This window comes from Phytomonospora endophytica (assembly GCF_014202425.1).
Lineage (GTDB): Bacteria > Actinomycetota > Actinomycetes > Mycobacteriales > Micromonosporaceae > Phytomonospora > Phytomonospora endophytica.
The window spans coordinates 122,181-136,804 of sequence record NZ_JACHGT010000001.1 but is presented as its reverse complement, the minus strand read 5'-3'; the positions used below and the strand labels follow the sequence as shown (position 1 = coordinate 136,804).

Here is a 14,624-nt window from a genome sequence, read left to right as displayed (position 1 = left end):
CGCCGCGTACTATGCGCGGATGCGAACCAACGACGCGCAGTTCCTCGTGCTATCGGCGCTCGCCGACGGTCCCCTGCACGGCTACGCCGTCAACGCGGCCATCGAACGGACGGCGGGCGAGCGGCTGGGCCAGGGCAGTCTCTACGGCGCCCTGTCCCGGCTCGAAGGCAAGGGGCTCGTCGAGCCCGACAGCGCGGGTGCCGCCACGGCTCGCCGTCGGCCGATGCGCCTGACCGACGCCGGACGCGCCGAACTCGACCGGGGACTGCGCGCCATGTCGCAGGTGTTCGAGGCCAGCGCGCCGGGGCGCGCCGAGTACCTGGACAGGGCCGCCGCCTCCGAGGCCGGGCGCGCCTACAAGCCGCTGCTCCTCGACGCCCTCGACATCGGCCCCACCCACACGGTTCTCGACCTCGGCTGTGGCACCGGCGCCGACCTCCCGGCGATGGCCGCGGCCGCCGCCCACGTCATCGGCCTCGACAGCGACCCGGACATGGCCGCGACAGCCGCCGCCCGCACCGGACTGGACGTCGTCCACGGCGACGCCCACGCCCTGCCCTTCGCCGAGTCCACAGTGGACCGCGTCCGCACCGACCGCGTACTGCAACACGTCGACGACCCCACGGTGGTGCTCGCCGAGGCGATGCGCGTACTCCGTCCCGGCGGCCGCCTCGTGACCGGCGAGCCCGACTGGGAGACACTCGCGATCGACCACCCGAGACCGGAGCTGGCGACGGCGTACACCCGTTTCGTGGTCGAGAAGGTCATCCGCAACCCGACCATCGGCCGGCAACTGCACCGCCTGGCCGAGAACGCGGGCTTCGACGTACCGACCGTGATCCCCGTGACGCCCACCTTCCGCGACCCCCACACCGCCGACCAGATCTTCGGGTTCCAGCGGACGACACGACGGGCCGTGGACGCGGGCTACATGACGCCCGACGACGGCGAGGAGTGGCTTGGTGCGTTGAAGGCGGGGCCGTTCCTGGCGACGGTCGTGCAGTGGGTGACGGTGGCCGTGGTGCCGGCGGGTGGGGAGGGGTGAGGGGGTTGAGGCCGGGCGGGGCGCTGGACAGGCTCCGGTTCGCCGTAGGGAGCCGGCCAGGCGAAGCAGTCGGCACACCGCGCCGCGCAGCACCGGCGATGGCGGCAGCACGCCCCTGCCCGCACGGCGCTCGTGTGACTTCGGCGTCCGCTTAGGGCCACAGGTGCAGCAGCCTCAGTGGGCCACTTCGGCGAGAACCCGCCGACGGCTACGAAGCGGGCGAACACCGCAACAGCACCAGGGGCAGCGGCGGAAGCCGCCGCACGCCGCTCACGCGATATCGGTGCCCACGGGGAGCAGGCGGCGGGCGACTGAAACCCGGAGCCGCGAGCAGCAGGCTCCGGAGTCTTCTCAGATGCGCACGGCAAGGCGTCGACGGCCGTGGAAACGGCAGCCTCGCTGGCCGGGCCGGCGGAGGCCCGACCCTGCCCTGCTGCTCCAGAACCCGCCTCGGGCGGCCAAAGGCGCGAAGTCCTGCCAAGGCGCAGGAGCGGCAGCCGAGCTGGTGCGCCACGGCGGAAGGCTCGAAACGGTCCTCGTCCACGGTGGACAGACACGGCGTCGGCCAGGAGCAGCTGACGCCGCAGGGGCCCCGGCGGCAACGGCAGAGGCCTCAACCGGTCCGCCGCTCGTGCGAGTTCGAGGCCCGGCCTGCTGGCGGACGACCGGTGGCCGAGGCCCGGAAAGCCCAGCACGCGGACTCCGGAAGGCGACTCAAACGCCCACGGGATGTCACTTGTCCAGGGGCCTTGAGATCCGGCAGCCGCGCAGAGCACTCGGGCGGACCGCTGGAGCAGGCTCCCGTCCATGGCGGACGAGCACAGCACGTGGCCACAGCGGCGGCACCGTACGACTCCGGCGACGAACGCAGCCGCGACGGCAACTCGCCTCCCCATCGCTCCTGCTGGCCCGAAGCGACGGGACCAGCGTTCCCACGTGGCCTCTCCAGCTGAGTCTCATCCGGACGCGTGCACCCGCATCGCGGTGGCAGCGGGCAGCTCGCCCCCAAGCCGATCGCGTCCGTCCGAGGCCCCGGGACCGGCGTCCCCACGCTGGGCCGGTCCGGTGGAAGCTGCCGGCGTCGTCCGGCAGAGCGCGTCCGCGCGTGCACCGGCGGTGAGCGCACATGACCGAAGCCCGTGCCGCCACTGCGGCGGGAAGCCCGCCGCTGCCGAGCTGTGGGCGGAGGTCTTCGCCGCTGGAAGTCGCCGGTGGCGGCGGTTTCGCACACCGAGGCAGGTGACGCTGACGGCGGAGCGGGTGGGGCGAGCGCGTCGGTGTTGCGCGGCCGCCCCGCCGCCGCCGGTGGTGGTGGTGACGCTGCTGCGGGAAGCCCACGGATTCCGTCCCGTGGGCGGGCGTCTTCGTGGCTCGATGTTGCCGGTGGCGGCGGTTTCGCACGCTGAGGCGGGTGACGGCGGCGGGGGAACGGGCGGCGGCGGGGACGTCAGCGCCGGGCAGCTGCGGCGGCGAGCTTGGCCATCTCGTCTGGCGGTGTATGCATCCGTGGGTCGCGGTGGGTGAGGCCGGAGCCGGGTCGGAGCGCTGCGGCGGGGAAGCCCGCCGCCGTGTCGTGGGGGCGTGTTCGCCGCTCGAAGTCGCTGGTGGCGGTGAAAGCGGCGGTTTCGCACGCCGAGGCGGGTGACGGTGGCGAGGAAGCGGGCGCGGGAAGGTCAGGGCTGCCGTGTCGTGGGGGCCGTGGCCGCCGCTCAAAGTCGCCGGTGGCGGCGAGGGCAGCGGCTTCTCACGCCGAAGCGGGTGACGGCGGTGTGAGAAGCGGGCGCGGGCGGGGCGAGGGCGTCGGTGTCACGCGGCGGCGAGGGAAGCGGGCGGCGGCGGTTGGCACTGGCGTCGGTGTCGCGCGGCGGGGGTTGGCAAGGGCGTCAGCGCCGGGCAGCTGCGGCGGGGAGCTCGGCCGTCTCGGCTGGCGGTGTATGCATCCGTGGGGCGCGGCGGGTAAGGCCGGAGCCCGGTGGGGACACTGCGGCGGGGAAGCTCGCCGCTGCCGTGTCGTGGGGCCGTGTTCGCCGCTCGAAGTCGCCAGTGGCGGTGACAGCGGCGGTTTCGCACCCCGAGGCGGTGACGGCGGCGAGGGAAGCGGGCGGGGGCGAGGGCCTCGGTGCTGCCATGTCGTGGAGGGCGGTTGGCACTGGCGTCAGCGCCAGGCAGCTGCGGCGGCGAACTTGGCAGACTCGTCTGGCGGTGTATGCATCCGTGGGGCGCGGCGGGTAAGGCCGGAGCCCGGTGGGGACACTGCGGCGGGGAAGCTCGCCGCTGCCGTGTCGTGGGGCCGTGTTCGCCGCTCGAAGTCGCTGGTGGCGGTGAGAGCGGCGGTTTCGCAGGCCGAGGCGGGTGACGGCGGCGTGGGAAGCGGGCAGGCGCGCGCGAGCGTCTGTCCGGCGCGGCCAACCCGTCCTGCCCCCGCCGCCGGTGGGGTGGCGGTGGGGGCGAGGGCGGGCGGCGGGGGCCGGGTCGCCCGGCGTTAGTCCGGGCTTGGCGTCAGGGTTCCGGTGACCGAGTTGAGTAGGGGGCGGCTTAGGGCGCTGGCGGCGAGGACTCCTGCGAAGCCGAGAACCACGCAGACGGTCAGGGTGATCAGTCCCGTCGGGCTGAACACTCCGGCGGCGGCGAAGGGCAGGCCGCAGAGGATTCCGGCGGCGATGGCGCCGCCGCCCATGACGAGCAGCGGGATCCTCGTCTCGATCGAGCGGGCATGGTTGAGGACCTTCAGCGGGGTGCCCGCCAGGCGCAGGAGGCCGTAGGTCCGCCTGCGGTCGAGGATCGAGGAGGCGCTGGCGATCCCGGCGCTCGCGATGGCCACCATGAAGGACACGATCAGCACGATCCGCACACCGACCTGGATGTCGCCGAGAAGGATCCGTCCCTCGTGGACGATGTCGGCGTCGGAGATGCCGACCTGGCCGGGCACGAGCGTCGCGAGCGCCGTCTTGGCGCGGTCGACGGTCGTGACGTCCTTGTCGACGGCGACCAGTAGCGTCGTCTCCTTGGCGTCCGGGTCCTCGACGGTGACCTCGGCGGGGACACCCGCGGCGGCCAGTCCGGCGGTGAGTTCGGCGGCGGTGGCGTCGCCGGCCGGGACGCTGATGACGGTGCGGTCGCCCACCTCGTCGTCCAGGACACCCGGGCTGAGCAGGCCGACGAAGCCCGCGACGAAGCCGGTCAGCGCGACCCCGGCGACCGTGCGCCAGGCGGCGCGTGGGTCGTCGACGAGTCTGCGCGCGGCGAGCAGCCGGGCGGGACCTCTGGCGAAGGCCGCGCTGATGCGGCCGATGATGCCGACGACCCACGGCCCGACCAGGTTGATCGCCAGGAAGACCGCACCGAGGACCACCATGATGACCATGGCCCCGGCGCCGGCCGTGACCAGCGAGGCGGCGACGAGCGCGGCGGCCAGTGCGATGAGTCTGACGGCGCGGATGCCGGGAGGGGTCTGGCGTTGCGCGACACCGAGAGGACTCACCACGACCCGGCGCAGACCGACCACGGCGCTGAAACCGGTCAGCAAGGGCACGGCCACCAGAACCCCGAGCAGCCACAGTGGACCGACCCACAGGTCCGAGGTGAACCAGGAATCACCCTGCATCGGGATCTGCGCCAGACCGGCGAACCCGGCCGCGTAGACGAGCGCCCCCAGCACGGCCCCGACGGCGGCGGTGAGCACGGCCTCGGCGACCGTCATCGCGACGACCTGCCCGGGTGTCGCGCCGATCAGCCGCAGGGCGGCCAGTCGCGTGTCCCGGCGGGCGACGGTGAGCCGGGCGGCGGCCGCGCCGAAGATGAGCAGCGGCGCCACGACCATCGCGGTGGCCATCTTGAGCAGCAGGTCGTAGATGGAGGCGTTGACCGAGGTGGTGCCGCTGAAGTCGGCGATGTACGCCGGTGCCGTCTCCGGGTCGAAGGGCGGCTCGTCCGAGACCGCCAGTCGCGGGTCCCCCGCCTCCAGGCCGAGGACGGCGACGAGCTGGCCGGGACCGCCGAGGGCGTCGCGGCCGACTTCGCCGCTGAGGGCCGGGAAGCGCTGGGCGAGTTGGTCGGCGGGCGTCGAGCCGAGGAGTTCGGTCAGGGCGGGCGAGGCGTAGAACTCGCCGGGCTTCGGGAAGGCGGACAGTCCGGGCGGGACCGGCGCGCTCGCGCCGAGGGCGGCGAGGCTGATGACGGTGATGGGCTGGTCACGGATGTACTCGACGCGGCTGCTCATCACCGCCGACGCCGACGCCTTCGTGCTGGGCTGGGGCGTCTGCCAGGCGGTGCGTTCGGCGCGGGACGCGAAGGCGCCGTTGGCGGCGAGCGCCGACAGCAGCAGCATCGTGGACACGGCGACCGCGACGACCGTCAAGGCCGTCCCGAGCAGGCCGTGGCGACCGGCGCCCTTGAGCAGGCGGGCGCTGATCGCGAAGGACTTCACCACTTCCGGGCCCCCTGCTCGTCGTGGGTCTCGGCGGAAACGGGAACGGAGGGCCGCTGCGGACCGGGGGCGGGCCGCGAGGGCGCGCCCGGCGAACCGGTGCCGACCCGGCCGGGCGAGAAGGCGACGATCGGTGCGGGGTGCTCGACGTCGGTGGCGGGCCACGACGGTGCGCCTTCCGACGCCACCGGGGCCGCGGCGACAGGCCGCGCGCCGTTGACGACGGCCGGGGAGACGTGCCCGGCGAGACCTCCGGCCACCGGGACGGGCGCCACGCCCCCACGCGAGCCATGCCCGACGTGAACGGGGGCCGCGGCGGACGGCGAGCCCTGGCCACGGATCAGCCCGTCCCGCACCTCGATCACCCGGTCGCAGGCCGCGGCGACCGTCGGGTCGTGCGTCACCATCACCAGGCACGCCCCTTGCTTCCGAGTCGCCGACGTCAGCAACCGCAGAGTGTCGGCGCCGGTGTTCTGGTCGAGCGACCCGGTCGGCTCGTCGGCGAAGACCACCGCGGGCTCACAGATCAACGCCCGGGCGATGGCGACGCGCTGCGCCTGCCCGCCCGACAGCTCGCCGGGACGGCGCTGCTCCAGCCCCGACAGACCCAAAGGCGCGAACCAGGCGGCCGCACGGGCCACGGCGGTCCGCCGTGGGACACCGTCGAGCATCAAGGGAAGCGCGACGTTCTCCACCGCGGGCAACTCGGGAAGCAGCTGCCCGAACTGGAACACGAAACCGAAGCGGGTCCGGCGCAGGACACTGCGGGCCGCCTCGCCGAGACCCTCGATGCGCTTGCCGTCGAGGGTGACGGTGCCCGTGTCCGGCCGGAGGATCCCCGCCAGGCAGTGCAGCAAGGTCGACTTCCCGGAACCGGACGGGCCCATGATGGCCACCGACTCGGCGCGGCCGACGGCGAAGTCGACGCCCGCCAGGGCGGTGGTGGAACCGAAACGCTTGACCAGGCCTTCACCGCTGAGGACGGGCGCGCCCGTCACGGCGCTCACCGGGCGACCTTGCGCGCCGAAGCCTTCGCGTCGCGCTCTTCCTGGATCTCGAAAAGTGGAAGCAGGATGCCACCGCCGATGAAGGCGACCACCCCGAGAAGCGCGACGACGGGAACGACTATCTGGAAGAGAGCTGTCATGCTTCGAGATTGCGGCCGAGACCGGGTCCGGGACATCGGACCAGAGACCGGTCATGGCGCCCCGGCCTCGGCCGAAAGTTCGATGCCGTCTCCCGCACGCCACGTAATCTCGGCCAGGTGATCGGCGAATTCCGCGGCCTCACCCCGCGCATCCACTCCTGTGCGGGCATCCTCCTGCGCCTCTGCGCGACCGGGATCGCCGGCACCATGATGCTCGCCGGCCTGGCCTCCCCGGCCGCCATCGAGTGGGACCTGCTGATCACCGCCAGCGGCGGCGTCGTCGTCCTGGTCACCCTCTGGATGCGCCCGCTGCAGCTCTGGGCGCCGGTCGCGATCGCCCTGTCGGGGGGCACGACCGTGCTCATGATCGCCCTCGGCGGCGAGATCGAAACCCACAGCATCACCGACATGTTCTGGACGCCGCTGCTGCTGCTCGCGGTCGTCCGGGAGCTCGACCGCTCCATCGTCGTCGCCTACGCCGTAGCCGTCGCGGGAGTCGGCATCGCGGTGCCGCTGCGGGAACTGGACGGCAGCTCGCTCGCCTTCTTCCTCGCCCTCAGCTTCGGCTGGGCCGCGGTGTGCCTGGCCGCGGGCCTCTACCTGCGCGGTGTCGACACCGAACGCCGCCGCCGGACCGAGGACGCCAAACGCGGCGAGCGCCTCGAACTCGCCCGCGACCTGCACGACTTCGTCGCCCACCACATCACCGGGATCGTGGTCCAGGCGCAGGCGGCACGGTTCCTCGCGCAGACCACCGAGCCGGACCGGGAGACCTACGAGCGTATGTTCGGCGACATCGAGCACAGCGGTGTCGAGGCGCTCGCCTCCATGCGCCGTCTCGTGGGCGTCCTGCGCTCGGAGGAGGCCACGACCACGGCGCCCGCCGAGAGCCTGGGCGAGCTGGAACGGCTGGTCACCGAGTACGACAAGGTCGGTCCCCCGGTGAGTCTGGAGATCAATCCCGCCGTCCGGAGCGCGGGTCTGCCCTATGCGGTCGCCTCGACGGTCAACCGGGTCGTCACCGAGGCCCTCACCAACGTCCGCAAGCACGGCAACGCCGTCACCCGTGTCGTCGTGCGCATCCTCCCCATGGACGGCGCGATCCGGGTCGAGGTCATCGACGACGGCACGCCCTCGACCCGCTGGCGCACGCGCGCGCCCTCGGGCGGCTTCGGGCTCACCGGCATGCGCGAGCGCGCCGACGCCCTCGGCGGGTCCTTTGTGGCCGGTCACGAGCCCGGTGGCGGGTGGCGCGTGGCCGCCGTCCTGCCGCTCGGCCCGCCTGCGGGACAATCGCGGGCATGATCAAGGTTCTGATCGCCGACGACCAGCAGATGGTGCGCACCGGTTTCGCGATGATCCTCAACGCGCAGCCCGACATGGAGGTCATCGGGGAGGCCGCCGACGGTGTGGAGGCGGTCGAACTCGCGCGCAGACTCAAGCCGGACGTGTGCCTCTTCGACATCCGCATGCCCCGCCTGGACGGCCTGGAGGCGACGCGCCTGGTCGCCGGACCCGGCGTGGTCTCCCCGCTGCGGGTGATCATCGTGACGACCTTCGACCACGACGAGTACGTCTATGGCGCGTTGCGCGGCGGCGCGTGCGGTTTCCTACTCAAGGACGGCGGCCCGACGCTGCTCATCGAGGCCGTCCGCGCGGCCGCCGCCGGGGACGCGATGATCTCCCCGGCCATCACGGTCCGCCTGCTGGAGCAGCTCACGACGCCCAGGAAACCCATCGGGGACCTGCCCATCACCGAGCGCGAACTCGACCTCGTGCGCCTGGTCGCGCGCGGCCGCACGAACACCGAGATCGCCGCCCAGCTGCACATCACCATCTCGACGGTGAAGACGCACCTCGGGAGCATCCAGCGCAAGCTCGGCCTGCGCAACCGGGTCGAGACCGCCGCCTGGGCGTGGGAGTCGGGACTCGTCGACTGACGAGGAAACGGCGAACGGCCCCGGCTCACGCGAGCCGGGGCCGTTCGTGAAACGTCTTAGCTGGCCTGGTCGGCGAGCATGCGCAGACCGGTGACGATGCCGCCGGTCAGGTCGCCGCCGCCGAAGGCCGCGGTCATCGACAGCGCGGCCAGGGCCGCGGAGCGGTCCGGGATCAGCTTGGCGGCCTGCGTGCCGGTGACGATCTCCAGCTTGCGCTGCTCGGGCGACACGGCGATGAGCACCGAGTCCTCCGGCGACGGGAGCTGGTCGTGCAGCTTGCGGGCGGCACCGGTGGTCGGCTCGTGCAGCGGCCCGACGTAGACGCTGAAGGTCAGCGTCTCGGCGGTGCGCTCGGCGAGACGCAGGGCCTCGTCGATGCGGAGGAGCTGACGAGTCGTGAAGGGGCCGTCCAGCACGTCCGGGCGCGGCACGGGGGCCGTGACGGGCGGCGTCGCGTGCGACTCCTCGCGGACGGCGAGTTCACCAGCTGCCACTTGCGCCTCCCTTGACCGTCGCGGTGACCAGACCGGTCAGCTCCGCGTCCTCACCCGCCGGCAGGGCCTTGACGCTCGCGGGGAGCACATCGGTGCCCGCGCTGGTCAGGGACATCTCCTCCGGGCGTGCCAGGAACCACACCGGGGTGAACGTGAACGGGCGTCCCGGCCGGTACCGGCGCGACTTCGAGCCGGTGCTCGGGCCGTAGACCAGCCCGACGATGATCAGGACCACTGCGAGTGGGATGCCGGCGAATACCAGCACTGCTTCCAGGACTGTCATGTGTGGCCTCGACGATGATGGATTGTCCAAACTGCCGAGCTAACCGTAATCGAAGCCGCCTCGCCGACATCGGCAGGGTGGCGATCTGCTCTCATATTCGTCATGGCGATGGATCACCCCCTCGACGAGGCGGCGGCGCTCGACGCCGCCGACCCCCTGGCCTCCTTCCGGGACCGCTTCGTCGTCGGCGACCCCGACGTGATTTACCTGGACGGGAACTCCCTCGGGCGCACGCCCAAGGCGACCCGCGAGGCGATCAAGCGCGTCGTCGACGAGGAGTGGAGCGGCGAGCTGATCGGCGCGTGGGACCACTGGATCGACCTCGCGCGCGAGACCGGCGACGTGATCGCCACCGAGATCGTCGGCGCGCGGCCCGGTGAGGTGATCGTCTCGGATTCGACGAGCGTGAATCTCTACAAGCTCGCGGCGGCCGCCCTCGACGCCGTCCCGCACCGCTCGGTGATCATCACCGACGACGACAACTTCCCCACCGACCGCTACATCCTCCAGGGCCTGGCCGCGCAGCGGGGCCTGGAACTGCGGACCCTGACCACCGACCTCGACCGCGGTGTCGACGCCGCCGACGTGGCCGCGGCCCTCGACGACCGGACCGCGCTGCTGTGCCTGTCGCACGTCTCCTACCGCTCGGGCGCGATCGCCGACATGGCCGCGATCACCGCCGCCGCCCACCGCGCCGGCGTCCTCACCCTGTGGGACCTGTGCCACTCGGCGGGCGCCGTCCCCGTCGGCCTCAACGAGTGCGATGTGGACCTCGCCGTCGGCTGCACCTACAAGTACCTCAACGGCGGCCCGGGCGCCCCGGCCTTCCTGTACGTCCGTGAGGAGCTCCAGCGTTCGCTGCGGCAGCCGATCTGGGGCTGGTTCGGGCAGCGCGACCAGTTCGCGATGGGCGCCGACTACGACCCCGCGCCCGGCATCGAGCGCTTCCAGGTCGGCACGCCGCCCGTCCTCGGCGTGACCGCCGTGCGGGAGGGCGCGCGGATCATCGCCGAGGCCGGGATGCCGGCGATCCGGGCGAAGTCGACGCTGCTGACGTCCTACGCGCTGCGGCTGGCGCGGTCGTGGCTCGAACCGCTGGGGTTCAGCGTCTCGACGCCCGCCGAGGACGACCGCCGCGGAGGGCACGTGACCGTCCACCACCCCGATGCCTGGCGCATCGCCCAGGCCATGCGCGACGCCAAGGTCGTCCCGGACTACCGGACACCCGACCGCGTCCGTCTCGGCCTGGCCCCGCTGTACACGACCTTCGCCGAGGTCCACACCGGACTGTCACGGCTGCGGGACCTGGTCGCCGGCGAACGCCACCTCACCTTCGACGCCGTACCGGGCCGCGTGACCTGAACAGAGCAAACGCCCCTCACGTCGGTGAGGGGCGTCCGGCTCAGTTACGGCTGCCTAACCACAACTCCCAGCGGGGGTCGGGCGTGCGGTGGCCCAGGACCCGCCACGCGGCGCCTTTCGGCACCGTCGGAGCGGTGGCCAGCCGCCAGCCCATCTCCTTGGGGGTCTTGTCGCCCTTCTTGTGGTTGCACCGCGCGCACGCGGCCACCACGTTCTCCCACACGTGCCCGCCGCCGCGGCTGCGTGGCATGACGTGGTCGATCGTCTCGGCCGGGCCGGCGCAGTAGGCGCAGCGCCACCGGTCACGGGCGAAGATCGCCCTGCGGGACAGGCTCACCTTCCGCAGGTGCGGCACCTTCACGTATCTGTTGAGCCGGACCACCGAGGGAATGGGGATGGTCTTGAGGGCGCTCTGCAGGAACCCTTCCCCATGAGTGATCGCCTCGGCCTTCTCGGAGAGAAGCAGCACCGCGGCACGCCTGACCGAGACCACGCACAGGGGCTCGTACGTGGCGTTCAGGACCAGCGCGGCGTGACCATTGGTCGCCGGTCCCGGGCTCGGTATGTGTGTTCCACTCACCGCCTCACCTCCTGTTACCGCTGCAAGTCTTACTCATGAGCACAACAAATGCATGCCCATTAACCAAGCGATATGAATCCGTCGGGTGTCCACGGGTGGGGCGACACGACCGGGAGGTGACCGCCGGGCACCGCGACTCCTCATACCGAGCCCGGGTTTCCCGCCCGGGACACTCGGATGCACGACCGCGTTCGCCGTCCCCGAGGGCATGTGCGAGACGGCCCACCGACGCCGCCACCCACCTGGAACGCCTCCGGACGGGTGAGGTAGGAACAGACGCGTGTCCATCACCTTGATCACCAAAGATCCCCCGGCCTGCGTCGCCAGCACCGACTCCGGCTCGGCCTGTGGGCTCATCTGGAACTGGACGAGCAACGCGTGGCTGGCCGAGTCGAGCGAGTTCCTCGTCAAGCCCCTGCGCATCCTGCTCATCATCGTGCTCTGCCTGGTCGCGCGGAACCTGATCACCCGCGCGATCACCCGCATGACCAGGGCGAACGGAGAGGGCAAGTCGCCGGGGATCCTGCGGCCCCTCAAGGAGAAGGTGCCCAACGTCCTCGGCGACCCGGCCAGCATCGTCGGTGAGCGCCGCCGCCAGCGCTCCCGGGCCCTGGGATCGGTGCTGCGCTCGCTGGTGACCGGCGTGGTCTTCACGATCATGTTCATGCTGATCCTGGCCGAGTTCAACATCAACCTCGGTCCGCTGCTGGCCAGCGCGGGGATCGCCGGTCTCGCGATCGGTTTCGGGGCGCAGGCTCTGGTCAAGGACATCATCTCGGGCATGTTCATGCTGCTGGAGGACCAGTACGGCGTCGGCGACGTCGTCGACCTCGGCGAGGCGAGCGGGACGGTCGAGGCGGTCGGGCTGCGGGTGACCACGATCCGGGACGCGAAGGGTTCGCTCTGGTACGTCCGCAACGGGGAGATCATCCGCGTGGGAAACATGAGCCAGGGCTGGGCGATGGTGATCATCGACGTGCCGATCGCGCCCTCGGAGAGCGTGGAGGAGGCCGGCGCGGCCCTTTCCGGTGTCCTGAACGCGATGACCGACGAGGACCGCTGGTCGCGGGTCATGCTCGCCGAGCCCGAGATGCTCGGTGTCGAGAGCATGACGGCGATGGCGACGAACCTCCGGGTGAGCGTCAAGACCGACCCGGACTCGCAGTGGGCGCTCGGCCGCGAACTGCGGGGCCGGATCAGCGAGGCGCTGCGGGCCGCCGGGATCGCCTCCGGTCTCACCGACGCACAGTTCCAGAACCGGTCCGGTGGTAACGCTCCGGTCAAATAGGTGCTCCAAAAATCGTCAGAAGTCAGACTATTGGCGATTTTTTAGGCGGCAGATCGGTCCCCGCACTACCCAAGACATCAGCCGATAGGGCAGACTCGTGTGACGAAAGTATGTCGGCCCATGGCGTAAGTCCGATGTGGCCGGTGATCCGCATCGAAGTCGGGAAAGGCGAAGCCAGGGTGTCTGAAGGGCAACGGGACCGTACGGCCACCTTCGGTGAGATCTTCTCCGTACGCGAGTACCGGGCACTGTTCCTCTCCGACACCGTGTCCGTCCTCGGCGACATGCTCGCCCGCGTCGCGGTCACGTTCCTGGTCTGGCAGCAGACCAGCGACACGCTGCTGACGGCGGCGACCTTCGCGGTCAGCTACGCCCCCTACCTTCTCGGCGCGCCGATCCTGTCGGCGCTGGCCGAGCGCTATCCCTACCGCCGCACGATCATCACCGCCGACGTGCTGCGGATGTGCCTCATCGGCGTGATCGCCGTGCCCGGCATGCCCCTGTGGTCGATGCTGACGCTGCTGTTCTGCGTGGCGATGGTGACCCCGGCCGAACGCTCGGCCCGGTCGGCGATCCTGCCGCAGGTGCTCGAAGGCGACCGGTACGTGGTCGCGCTCTCGGTCGGGGGGATGACGCGCCAGATCGCGCTGCTCTCCGGCTACTTCCTGGGTGGTGCCCTCGCCGCGGTCAACGCGAGTCTCGCCCTCCTCGTCGACGCCGGGACCTTCGGGATCTCGGCGCTGCTCATCTGGGGCTTCGTCGCCACCCGGCCCGCGGAGGGCGCCGACAACGTCCGGCGCAACCTCCTGCGCGAGACCGGTGAGGGCGTGCGGCTGGTGTTCAGCGACCGGGTCCTGCGGTCGATCGCGCTGCTCGTGTTCGTCCTGGTGGCCTTCACGGTCGTACCCGAGGCCGCGGCACCCGCCTGGGCCTCCGAGCTCGGCGGCGGTTCGCTCATGCAGGGCGCGATCATGGCCGCGGCGCCCGTCGGTGCGGCGCTCGGGTCCCTGATCATCGGGCGTTTCCTGAAGCCCTCGGTCCGTCTCAAGCTCATCCGGCCGCTGGCGATCGCGGCCCCGCTGCTGCTGATCCCGGCGCTGCTGGGCCCGCGCGTCGAGATCGTCTTCGCGCTGAACCTGCTGGTGAACTTCGTGGTCGGGATCCTCATCGCGCTCAACGGACTGTTCGTTCAGGCCGTCCCGGGCAACTTCCGGGCGCGCGCCTTCGGCGTCATGCAGACCGGGCTGATGCTCACGCAGGGCGCGGCGGTCCTGATCGTCGGCGCGGTGGCCAATACGTCCCTGTCGATGGCCCAGACGGTGGGTCTGTGGGGAATCGCCGGTGTGATCCTCGTCGGTCTGCTTGTGCTCACATGGCCCTCTGCGCGCACCATTGAGGAAGCGACCGCGGCGGCCAAGCCGCAGGCCGCGGAGAAACCGGCCGAGCCCGCCGAAGTCAAGGAGGCGGAGCCGAAGCCTTCGCCCCTGGGTCGCCCCGACGCCGCCAAGGCCGACGCCTAGAAAATGTGACGGGCGCCGCCTTGGATTCCATGACCACGCGACCACTGGCAGGATGACACACGTGCCCGAGCAGTCGAAGCTCTCGTTGACGAACACACCCGTCCCCACCAGCTTTTTCGAGGCGGTCGGCGGTTCGGCGACGTTCGAGCGTCTGGTGACCGTCTTCTACGAGGGCGTGGCCACCGACCCGCTGCTGCGGCCCATGTACCCCGAGGAGGACCTCGGTCCTGCGGCGCGGCGTTTCCAGCTGTTCCTGGAGCAGTACTGGGGCGGGCCGCACACGTACTCCGACGAGCGGGGGCACCCGCGGCTGCGCATGCGGCACGCGCCCTTCAAGGTCGACGCCGCCGCCCGCGACGCGTGGCTGAAGCACATGCGCACGGCCGTCGACTCGCTCGATCTCCCCGACGAGCTGGAGCAGCCGCTGTGGGAGTACCTGGAGCGCGCGGCGCACTTCATGCTGAACGCCTGAGACGGATCGCGCGTAACCACGCCCGTTCAGCATGAAGCAAACAGCACAGCATGCTGAACGCCTGAGA

General features: G+C 71.6%; 13 protein-coding genes. 7 read left to right on the top strand and 6 right to left on the bottom strand.

The window, feature by feature from the left end; all coding sequences use genetic code 11:
• Positions 1-19: 19 nt before the first annotated feature.
• Positions 20-1,045 carry a methyltransferase domain-containing protein gene (locus HNR73_RS00605; protein ID WP_184785202.1) on the top strand — a complete coding sequence of 342 codons (1,026 nt, stop codon included), beginning with the start codon at positions 20-22 and terminating at the stop codon, positions 1,043-1,045.
• Between the two features lie 2,482 nt (positions 1,046-3,527).
• Here the strand turns inward: HNR73_RS00605 and HNR73_RS00600 are convergent.
• The 3 genes from HNR73_RS00600 to HNR73_RS39350 are packed head-to-tail and all read right to left on the bottom strand — an operon-like array spanning position 3,528 to position 6,618.
• Entirely contained in the window at positions 3,528-5,474 is a 1,947-nt protein-coding gene (locus HNR73_RS00600; RefSeq protein ID WP_203686583.1) for an FtsX-like permease family protein, read from the bottom strand.
• Positions 5,468-6,478, bottom strand: coding sequence for an ABC transporter ATP-binding protein (locus tag HNR73_RS39355; protein WP_444544126.1), 1,011 nt, complete (start codon positions 6,476-6,478; stop codon positions 5,468-5,470). The genes HNR73_RS00600 and HNR73_RS39355 overlap by 7 nt, the downstream gene beginning before the upstream one ends.
• Entirely contained in the window at positions 6,475-6,618 is a 144-nt protein-coding gene (locus HNR73_RS39350; protein ID WP_239122234.1) for a hypothetical protein, read from the bottom strand. The genes HNR73_RS39355 and HNR73_RS39350 overlap by 4 nt, the downstream gene beginning before the upstream one ends.
• A gap of 117 nt (positions 6,619-6,735) precedes the next feature.
• Here HNR73_RS39350 and HNR73_RS00590 point away from each other — a divergent pair, with 117 nt between their 5' ends.
• Both HNR73_RS00590 and HNR73_RS00585 read left to right on the top strand, forming a co-directional pair.
• On the top strand, positions 6,736-7,923 hold the full coding sequence (locus HNR73_RS00590; RefSeq protein ID WP_184785200.1) for a sensor histidine kinase: 1,188 nt from the start codon (positions 6,736-6,738) through the stop codon (positions 7,921-7,923).
• A complete protein-coding gene (locus HNR73_RS00585) occupies positions 7,920-8,558 on the top strand; it encodes a response regulator (protein WP_184785199.1) in 639 nt (212 codons plus the stop codon). Before HNR73_RS00590 ends, HNR73_RS00585 begins: the two co-directional genes overlap by 4 nt.
• Positions 8,559-8,614: 56 nt before the next feature.
• Here the strand turns inward: HNR73_RS00585 and HNR73_RS00580 are convergent, their stop codons facing one another.
• Positions 8,615-8,989 (bottom strand): DUF5130 family protein, encoded by a 375-nt coding sequence (locus HNR73_RS00580; protein ID WP_239122235.1) that lies wholly within the window; start codon positions 8,987-8,989, stop codon positions 8,615-8,617.
• Between the two features lie 49 nt (positions 8,990-9,038).
• On the bottom strand, positions 9,039-9,335 hold the full coding sequence (gene ctaJ, locus HNR73_RS00575; RefSeq protein ID WP_184785197.1) for an aa3-type cytochrome oxidase subunit CtaJ: 297 nt from the start codon (positions 9,333-9,335) through the stop codon (positions 9,039-9,041).
• Positions 9,336-9,437: 102 nt separating this feature from the next.
• On the opposite strand from ctaJ, the gene kynU reads away from it, so the two are divergent.
• Entirely contained in the window at positions 9,438-10,697 is a 1,260-nt protein-coding gene (gene kynU / locus HNR73_RS00570) for a kynureninase (protein WP_184785196.1), read from the top strand.
• A gap of 40 nt (positions 10,698-10,737) precedes the next feature.
• Here the strand turns inward: kynU and HNR73_RS00565 are convergent, their stop codons facing one another.
• Positions 10,738-11,262 (bottom strand): HNH endonuclease, encoded by a 525-nt coding sequence (locus HNR73_RS00565; RefSeq protein ID WP_184785696.1) that lies wholly within the window; start codon positions 11,260-11,262, stop codon positions 10,738-10,740.
• Between the two features lie 295 nt (positions 11,263-11,557).
• Here HNR73_RS00565 and HNR73_RS00560 point away from each other — a divergent pair, with 295 nt between their 5' ends.
• From HNR73_RS00560 to HNR73_RS00550, 3 genes are all read left to right on the top strand, one after another.
• A complete protein-coding gene (locus tag HNR73_RS00560; protein WP_203686581.1) occupies positions 11,558-12,565 on the top strand; it encodes a mechanosensitive ion channel family protein in 1,008 nt (335 codons plus the stop codon).
• Positions 12,566-12,744: 179 nt separating this feature from the next.
• A complete protein-coding gene (locus HNR73_RS00555) occupies positions 12,745-14,085 on the top strand; it encodes an MFS transporter (protein WP_184785195.1) in 1,341 nt (446 codons plus the stop codon).
• Positions 14,086-14,137: 52 nt separating this feature from the next.
• On the top strand, positions 14,138-14,557 hold the full coding sequence (locus HNR73_RS00550) for a globin (RefSeq protein WP_184785194.1): 420 nt from the start codon (positions 14,138-14,140) through the stop codon (positions 14,555-14,557).
• Positions 14,558-14,624: the final 67 nt, after the last annotated feature.